Annotated in this window: 6 protein-coding genes and 2 pseudogenes; 2 read left to right on the forward strand and 6 right to left on the reverse strand. The window is 56.8% G+C overall.

The window, feature by feature from the left end; translation table 11 throughout:
- The 6 genes and pseudogenes from tnpB to DRB17_RS19590 all read right to left on the reverse strand — a co-directional run.
- The coding region (tnpB, locus tag DRB17_RS19565) for an IS66 family insertion sequence element accessory protein TnpB (RefSeq protein WP_147274976.1) at positions 1-388 on the reverse strand (388 nt) is incomplete at its 3' end.
- Entirely contained in the window at positions 385-747 is a 363-nt protein-coding gene (gene tnpA / locus DRB17_RS19570; protein ID WP_206607958.1) for an IS66-like element accessory protein TnpA, read from the reverse strand. The genes tnpA and tnpB, both read right to left, overlap by 4 nt.
- A 476-nt stretch (positions 748-1,223) precedes the next feature.
- The gene (locus DRB17_RS19575) at positions 1,224-2,549 is read right to left on the reverse strand and encodes a glycosyltransferase (protein ID WP_161958912.1); all 1,326 of its coding nucleotides are present in this window, start codon (positions 2,547-2,549) and stop codon (positions 1,224-1,226) included.
- A 14-nt stretch (positions 2,550-2,563) separates the two neighbouring features.
- Positions 2,564-3,670 carry a non-hydrolyzing UDP-N-acetylglucosamine 2-epimerase gene (wecB, locus tag DRB17_RS19580; protein ID WP_114583919.1) on the reverse strand — a complete coding sequence of 369 codons (1,107 nt, stop codon included), beginning with the start codon at positions 3,668-3,670 and terminating at the stop codon, positions 2,564-2,566.
- A 250-nt stretch (positions 3,671-3,920) separates the two neighbouring features.
- A pseudogene (locus tag DRB17_RS19585) lies at positions 3,921-4,094 on the reverse strand (transposase domain-containing protein); the annotation flags it as partial.
- Positions 4,095-4,526: 432 nt separating this feature from the next.
- Positions 4,527-5,593, reverse strand: a pseudogene (locus tag DRB17_RS19590) (IS110 family RNA-guided transposase).
- A 200-nt stretch (positions 5,594-5,793) separates the two neighbouring features.
- On the opposite strand from DRB17_RS19590, the gene DRB17_RS19595 reads away from it, so the two are divergent.
- Both DRB17_RS19595 and DRB17_RS19600 read left to right on the forward strand, forming a co-directional pair.
- Positions 5,794-6,972: a DegT/DnrJ/EryC1/StrS family aminotransferase gene (locus tag DRB17_RS19595; protein WP_206607959.1), complete on the forward strand. Its 1,179-nt coding sequence runs from the start codon at positions 5,794-5,796 to the stop codon at positions 6,970-6,972.
- Entirely contained in the window at positions 6,969-8,036 is a 1,068-nt protein-coding gene (locus tag DRB17_RS19600; protein ID WP_114583921.1) for a polysaccharide biosynthesis protein, read from the forward strand. The genes DRB17_RS19595 and DRB17_RS19600 overlap by 4 nt, the downstream gene beginning before the upstream one ends.
- Positions 8,037-8,141: the final 105 nt, after the last annotated feature.

The following is an 8,141-nucleotide window of genomic DNA, read 5'->3' on the forward strand; positions in this document are numbered from 1 at the left end:
ATGACTCGGGGCCAGTGTGGATCGCTACTCCTTCACCGCAAGGGACTTGCACCCTCTGTCTCCTGTCGGTCTCCCGACGCTCCCAGTCAATCCCGTCCAGAAGGTAGCCCAATTGGGCCGCGGAGATCGCCACCGCCCCGTCGGCCGGCGACGGCCAGATAAACCGGCCGTGCTCCAGGCGCTTGGCGTAGAGCGACAGCCCAACACCGTCGTGCCAGAGGATCTTGATCAGGTTGCCCTTGCGCCCCCGGAACACGAACAGGTCACCGGCGTGCGGGTCCCGGCCCAGGCCCTCCTGGATCTGCAGCGTCAGCCCGTTCATGCCGCGGCGCATGTCGCTCACGCCGCCGGCCAGCCAGACCTTCACCTCCATCGGCACCGGGATCATCGCGCCTCCAGGACCTCCAGCACGCGGGCAAGGGCGGCGGGGTCCACATCCGCGGCGACGATCTCCATGCGCCCGCCCGCGGCCTCCTGACCATGACCAGGCGAGGGGGTCGGCGGCGGTGACACCGCCCCTTCGGGCACCACCACCGCCGGCATGAACGTCGCTGCCCCGCCGTTACCAAGCTCACCCGCCCGGTAAGCCTTGCGCCACTTGAACAGCAGCGAGGTCGCGATCCTGTACCGGCGCGCCGTTGCCGAAGCCTGATGCGCACCGCACATGCTTTCCTCGACGATGCGAACCTTGGCCTCCTGGCCCCACCGTCGACGCCGGCCCGTCTCGACCACTTCGAGCCGGCTCACCTGGCCATTGCCTCTATGCCTATCCATAAACACAGGAAACAACGCCAGGAGCTACCCCGTCACCGCCGAAATCCGCGGCCCTCGCCGGATGGTTACACAGTCATTGCGTTCAAGGACTCCACGTTCGCCCAGCCGGATCCGGCCTCAGCAAAGGTGCGGTGGCGTTGGGTCGCCGATCAGAGGCGCGGGGAACTACCCAAGCAACGTCTGACGAACCCCATCGCACCGCTCGGATGCAAAATCAAGGTTCGCACCAAAGTTGACAGAATCTCTGCGGACGAGCCAACGATCAAGCGACTGCTCGGTACGATCCTTATAGAACAGAACGGCGAATGGGTCGTCCAGCGCTGTCGCTACGGTACGCTGGCTACAATGACGCAGATAGGCGGAGACAACATTACCATACTGCCCCCCCCCCCCCGGCCAGTTGAACCTTCGACAAAATCCAACCGGGGAGCTCGCGTTCACCACCATCGTCACACCACGTCATGACGGACAAAACCGGGACGCTGCGATTCAGGACGAGTGGAGACCACTCTAATCGTTGCGACAAGCTTAGGCGCCTCTCTCTCCCAGCACAATTCATCTGCAGCGTGTTCTAGGCGTGCAGCCAATTCCGGCCCTGTTTGCGACGTTCGGGAGAAAAAACTATCAATAAGTTTTGCTATGGATGTGGCCGAGTCGACATCGCCAACCCGACCAATGCCATACCTTTCAATAACAACGCGAATTTCAGGCAAATCGGCAGCGATGATTGGCAATCTCGCCATAATGAATTCATATAATTTATTAGGCGTACAAAGGTATGTGTTTAGGCAACTTGCCCGATAAGGAATAATACCAACGTCGGCTCCGCGAGTAAGTTCGAGGAGTTGGTCTTGTGGTACGGCGTCAAGGAAAAAAACGCAGTTATTCAAATTCTCTCGCTCCACTATCCGACGCAATGAGATCTTCAATGGACCATCACCTAACAAGACAAGAATTGCCCTGCTACTTTGAACGTGAGCCATTGCACGGACCAGATTTGCCAAATTTCGATTTGGAAGTAGGCCACCTTGGAAAAGTATTATCCTCCTATCCGCATTTACACCAATCAATTCCCGAAGGGTGGGGCCTTGAGAGAATGCATCGTGCGGCCGCCAGCGTTCACAGTTTGCTATTACCTCGGGAACAGGAATCGCATAGCGTCTTGCTAGCTCCGCCGCGATCGACTGATTCACCGTAATCACCCTATCGGCTTGTTTAATCAGCCTTGTCTCAAGTCGGCGCCAAACCCGGCGCTCGCTTATGAAGAGATCCTGTTCTGCAAATAACTCGTGCGAATCGAAGACAACACGGCCATTTTGTTGTGCCGCCGCTGCCAAGGCAACAGGCAACATTGGCAGATCATGTGCGACAAATACACGGCCACGGACCACTTTCAGAGCTGGCTCAAATAGGCCCAAATATAGATCTTCTGGCGAAACCAGCAATGACCAAAATATAGATCTTAATAACGTAATGTTAAATCCTATTTTCTGGAGCACCGGCCGCAGTATTCTATATGTATTGATGATTTTAGAAGAAAAATTTTTGTTTATTTTTTGGGTGCTAACTCGTAGTTCATTCATGCGGATCACAAAGTCTGGATTTCCGCAAGACAAATTCCCTTCAGGTATAACTATTATTACACTATACCCCGCGTCGATTAGGCTTTCAGCCTCAAGAAGGATCCGGCGATCGATGGGGTCGTCGCTTGTAAACATAACAACATCAAATATTTTTTTGGATATATTTGGTCTCGTGGCGTTGGGTGTGCTCATGATTTTCGGTGGATTCATACATACCTGCTTGGAGTATTAGAGCATATCGTCTCGGCAATCGCTTCTGCCGCGTGTCCATCGCCGAAAGGGCCGTCCGTTGCTCTCGGCGGCGTCTCACGCCAGAGTAATTGAACGAGCCGTTCACTAATGTCATGTGCGCTTGGCGAGATAAGCTCATTCCAGCCAAGTTGAACAAGCTCTATCCACTCGGTACAGTCACGCAGAATTGCGCAGGGAATGCCATGGAAATATGATTCCTTCTGTAATCCACCCGAATCCGTCACGACCAACGCTGCATGGCGAGTGAGAGCCGCCATGTCCATGTATCCGACTGGCTCAATCATCACTAATTCTTGTTGAACTTGCTCCAACAAACGCGCAGCATTTAGGCGCGCTCGCGTCCGAGGATGCAGGGGTAACACCACCGTTATTTCGCGGGAAAGGTTTCTGAGTGCGGTGAATATCGCGCAAAGGCGATGTATATCATCAGTGTTTTCCGCACGATGAATCGTCGCTAATGCATATTTCCCAGACTGAATGGATAGCTGCTTCAGCAGGTCAATTCGGTTTTCCGCAAGGTGGCCGAACGTCAATGCAACATCATACATTACGTCGCCGACGCAATAGATATTTTCATTCTTGAAGCCTTCAGAATGCAAATTACTTACCGCAACTTGCGTTGGCGCAAAGAGTAAACTTGCAACCCGGTCCGTTAGCACGCGGTTAATCTCTTCGGGCATCCCCATATCGAATGATCGTAGACCCGCCTCCACATGAACTACAGGGATATGGAGCTTGGCTGCGGCCAGCGCTCCGGCCAGCGTCGTATTTGTATCGCCGTAGACGATAACCCAATCAGGGGCCTCGGGCACAAGAACACCTTCGATTGCCTGTAGCATCCTTCCGGTTTGCGTGCCGTGGGATCCAGAGCCGATTGATAGATTCATGTCAGCAGTAGGTAGGCCTAATTCTTCAAAGAAAACATCGGACATTGCAATGTCATAATGTTGTCCACTGTGTACTAGAGTTTCCTGCACTCCATCCCGGCTACGCAAAGATTTAGAAACGACAGATGCTTTAATGAACTGTGGGCGAGCGCCTACAACGCTGACAATCTTCAAGTTATGCCCCTTTTGCCTGGATGAATGTGCCTGTTTGTGTCATGAGGTTCTTGGTAGCCCCGAGACGCGATAACCCAGGTAAGCTTGATATTACCGTTTCGCCGAGAGGTCAAAGCCCTTGTTGGTCAATGTTGCTCCGTCAGGAAGGCGGCCGTTTCAGGGTTGAGCGCTCGCGATGAAGCGTAAGCGGCCGGCGAGGAACGCCGTTCTATGGGTAGCTCAGGTCGGGTAAACTTGGGCGCCGCCGAGCTCAGCAGTTTGCGGGCTGCCAGTTCCAGGGCAGGAGGTCGTCCAGGCGCTTGTTCGGGTGGTCGTTGATCCGGGCGAGGACGACGGCGAGGTAGGCTTCCGGATTGAGGCCCGACAGCTTTGCGGTTTCGATGATGGTCAGGGCGTCGGCGAAAGTTTCGCCGCCGGCGTCGCTGCGGCTGTGTCCGGGCCGGTACCTCCGATTGCCTTTCGCCGTCCTCCGTCTCGCCAACGCCGTTGTCCGCGCCGGCCCCTCGGCGGCCTGGGCAATCTCCAGGCTCTCCAGGTGTCAACGCCGACCGAAATTTCCTCAGAAGTGCCGAAGTAATCTATGGCCCGCGCCCGGTCTGCAAGACGGAAGTGGCCGACGGTCCAGGGCAGTCTGCGTCAATCTATTCGGCCTTCGTGATGGGCGCTCCGGGCCCTGGCCAAGACGGTGATCCGCGCGATCCGGTCCTGATAAAATTCTCGGCTTCAGGTGAGCCATTTCAATCGCCAAGCTGACGGCTCGCCGGTCGACTGTTGGTCCGTCTGGGTGGTTTCCGTTCGCCGACGTCGGTGGGACTCTATGCTCCTTGCCGGTTGGCCTCGTGATCGCGTGGCCAGTTCATGCGGCAACGGGTGCCGGCACGAACGCCGGGTCGTAGCGCCGGCCGTGGGCGAGCAGCGCCCAGACGGTCCGCGCCATCTTCTGCACCAGCGCCACCGTGTCGACGTTGCCGGGCCGCCGGGTCAGCTCGCCGGCGAGCCCGCGCCCGCGTGCCGTATCGGTCTTGAGCAGCCCGCCTTTGGCGCTGGGGCGCCATGCACCAGCAAGCGGCGCAGGTCCTTGTGCCGCGCTTGGTGATCCCGAGGAGCCGAGGCGTGCCGCCCGTCGTGACCTGTCTGGGGATCAGCCCGAGTCAGGCGGCGAGCTCTCGCCCGCTGTTGAACGCACTGCCATCGCCCACCGCGGCCACGATCGCCGTGGCGGTCAGCGGGCCGATGCCGGGGATGGCCATGAGACGTTGCGCGTCGGGGTCCGCGGCGGCGATTTCCGTGATCTCACGATCCAGGTCTGCAATGAGCGTGTCCAGCTTACGGACCTCGGCCATCATTTCCTCGATCCTCCGACGCATGCGCGGGCGCAGGCCGTTCGTCTCATCCGCGAGGATGCGCGGCATGGCTGCGCGCAGCCTGGACAGCTTCTTGGCCACGGCGACCCCACGCTCCAACAGGAACGCGCGCAGTTGGTTGATGGTCCGGGTGCGAGTGTTGGCCAGACGCTCGCGCAGGCGGCGCAGGCTCTGGAGGTCGAGCTGCTCGGCGGTCTTGAGGGTGACGAACCGCATCGTCAGGCGCGTCGCCGCCTCGGCGATGGCTTCGGCGTCGCGATCGTCGTTCTTCTGGGCTTTGACGTACGGGCGCACATACTCTGGCGGCATCAGCCGCACCTCGTGGCCATGGTCCGCCGCGATCCGGCCGACCTGGTGCACCCCGCAGCACGCTTCCATTGCCACCACGCACAGCGCGGCAGGTTCACCAGCGCCTGCGCATCACCACCGCGCCCGCGCCATCCAAGCCGGCCACGCCGCAATCGTTCTTGCCCAAATCGACACTGAGCCAAATCGACACTGAGAATGACAATCTCCATCGGTCCGCTCCCCTCCAACGGGTTGAACAGTGCGCCCGCATCCTAGCCGATACGGGCGGAGCGGGCGGGTCATCCCATAAAATTACCCCGGAGCGGCTCGTTGTACACCCTGAGATGGTCTGCTACTCAATAGGGTGCGATGGCCTAGGTAACTTGAGATCGGGAATTCGTCTGCCGATTGAGGGAGACTTTGGGATCATCGCGTACGCCTGTCAATTGCTGGGGACAATTAGGACCTTTCATGTCATCACCTAGTATCCAAAAAATACCTTTCATTGATTTGATGGTTCAGCAAGAACGCATCAGACATGAGGTTGATGCCGCTGTTTCAAGAGTTCTTGATCACGGACAATATATTATGGGACCAGAGGTACTTGAGCTTGAAAAGAAGCTTGGTGAGCTTGCAGGAGGGGTTGAGGTGATCTCCTGTTCAAGCGGTACCGACGCTATCTGGTTGCCTCTTCTTGCATACGGGATTGGCGCCGGTGACGCAGTGTTTCTGCCGAGCTTCACCTTTACCGCCACGGCGGAGGCTGTTTGCCTAACTGGCGCAACGCCGGTTTTCGTCGATATTGATCCACAAACTTTTAACATTGATCCGGCGAGCCTTTGCATCGCGCTCGCGGACGTGCGCGCTGAAACCGATCTGAGGCCGCGAGCAGTTATGCCCGTCGATCTGTTCGGGTTGCCGGCGCCATACACCACGATCGAGCCAATCGCCCGAGAGAATGGCCTTGCAATCATCTCTGATGCTGCCCAAAGCTTAGGCGGCCGATCCGGCGATGTGCCCGTGGGTAAGCTCGCCGACGTGACTGGCACAAGCTTTTTTCCCGCGAAACCCCTGGGCTGCTATGGAGACGGTGGAGCAATCTTCTCCGGTTCAAGCGACTTGGCTGAAACATTGCGTTCAATTCGCGTGCACGGCCGTGGCGCCAGCGGCAAATATGACAATGTCCGGGTAGGAACGAATGCTCGCCTGGATACGATCCAGGCCTCGGTGCTTCTGGAGAAGTTGAAAATTTTTGATGAGGAAATAGCGCTGCGGCAACACGTTGCGGGCCGGTATGAAGCGGGCTTATGGGACGTCGTTACGACACCTTCCGTGCCGCAAGGCAGCGTGTCGGCCTGGGCGCAATACACGATTGTCTGCGAGCATCGCGATGATCTCGCCGCAGCCTTAGACAACGTCGGCGTCCCGACCCAAATATATTACCCGTGCCCACTGCACCAGCAGTTACCGTATCTAAATGCGCCAAAACCCAAGGCCGGGTTGCCCGTGACTGAGGATTTGACATCGCGTGTGCTAAGCTTGCCATTTTACCCCTATCTTCCATCACATCAACAGGATCAAGTAATCGAAAGTATCCGACAGTTTTATATTAGACGAGAGACAAAAACTACACTTGGTGCAGCAACATGAGTAGCTTCTATAGGGGGGCGCGGGTTGCTATTACCGGCGCGGCAGGGACGACAGGAACCGAGCTTACACACCAGCTCCTGGGCTGTGGCGTCGACGAGATTATCGCGATCGATCGGCATGAAACCAATCTCTTCTATCTTTCGGAGCATCATCAAGATGATCCGCGATTTCATGCATTTGCTTGCGATGTATGCGATACGCGGCTGCTGACACGCTTGCTCGACGGCGTTGATTACCTGTTTCACGCTGCGGCATTGAAACATGTTTGGGCCTGCGAGAGTAATCCGCGGGAGGCGGTGCAAACGAACATTATTGCCGTTCAGAGCGTGATCGATGCCGCTATTGACGCCAAGGTTCGCAGAGTTCTTTTCACCTCCACAGACAAGGCCGTCAACCCCACCAACGTCATGGGGACCTCGAAACTTATGGGGGAGCGGCTGATAACATCGGCGGCAGCGCTCGGCCGCGACGGGTCCTCCACTGTATTCGCCTCAACTCGATTTGGAAACGTGCTTGGATCAGCAGGATCGGTTGTGCCGCTGTTCCTGAAGCAACTTCAGAAAGGCGGCCCAATTACTGTCACTGACCCGCGTATGAGTCGGTTCGTAATGACGCTAGAAGATGCAATATTGCTGGTCATGAAGGTGATGGAGCAATTTCGATCCGGCGAAGTCTTCGTGACCCGAATGCCGGTGGTTCTGGTTAGCGATCTCGCGCGCGTCATGGTTGAACACATCGCACCGAGATTCGGCTATCGTTCCTCCGAAATCAAAATACAAGAGATTGGCAAGCGCCCCGGCGAAAAACTCTATGAACAACTCATCACGGCAGAAGAAAGTACTAGAACGTTGCTCACTAAAGAGTTTCTTATTGTACTGCCGGCTTTTCGCTCGAAGTTCCGAAATGTTGATTACTATTATGGGGAGACGTGCGGTGATCCGGCAGAAAGCTACGATTCTCATCAAATTGAGCCGATTGAAGATGGACGTATCTTGGAGATGCTGAAGGCCCCGGGAGTGCTGCCACCAGATATTGCCAGTGAACTCGATGAACCTTTACGCTAGTGGAGCGAACCTAACTTTTGGTGCCCGCGTTTCACGGCTTCGATGATCCGGTCGGGATCGGCGGTCCGAATGAAGGGCTTGGAGGCTTGGTTGTGTTCGGCGACG

The sequence above is a fragment of the Ferruginivarius sediminum genome (assembly GCF_003344765.1).
Lineage (GTDB): Bacteria > Pseudomonadota > Alphaproteobacteria > Kiloniellales > Rhodovibrionaceae > Ferruginivarius > Ferruginivarius sediminum.

What these genes read in the sequence shown, in the direction of transcription:
- DRB17_RS19575 (WP_161958912.1), bottom strand. Translation starts at nt 2,549, where the DNA reads ATGAGCACACCCAACGCCACGAGACCAAATATATCCAAAAAAATATTT.
- DRB17_RS19595 (WP_206607959.1), top strand. Translation starts at nt 5,794, where the DNA reads ATGTCATCACCTAGTATCCAAAAAATACCTTTCATTGATTTGATGGTT.
- DRB17_RS19600 (WP_114583921.1), top strand. Translation starts at nt 6,969, where the DNA reads ATGAGTAGCTTCTATAGGGGGGCGCGGGTTGCTATTACCGGCGCGGCA.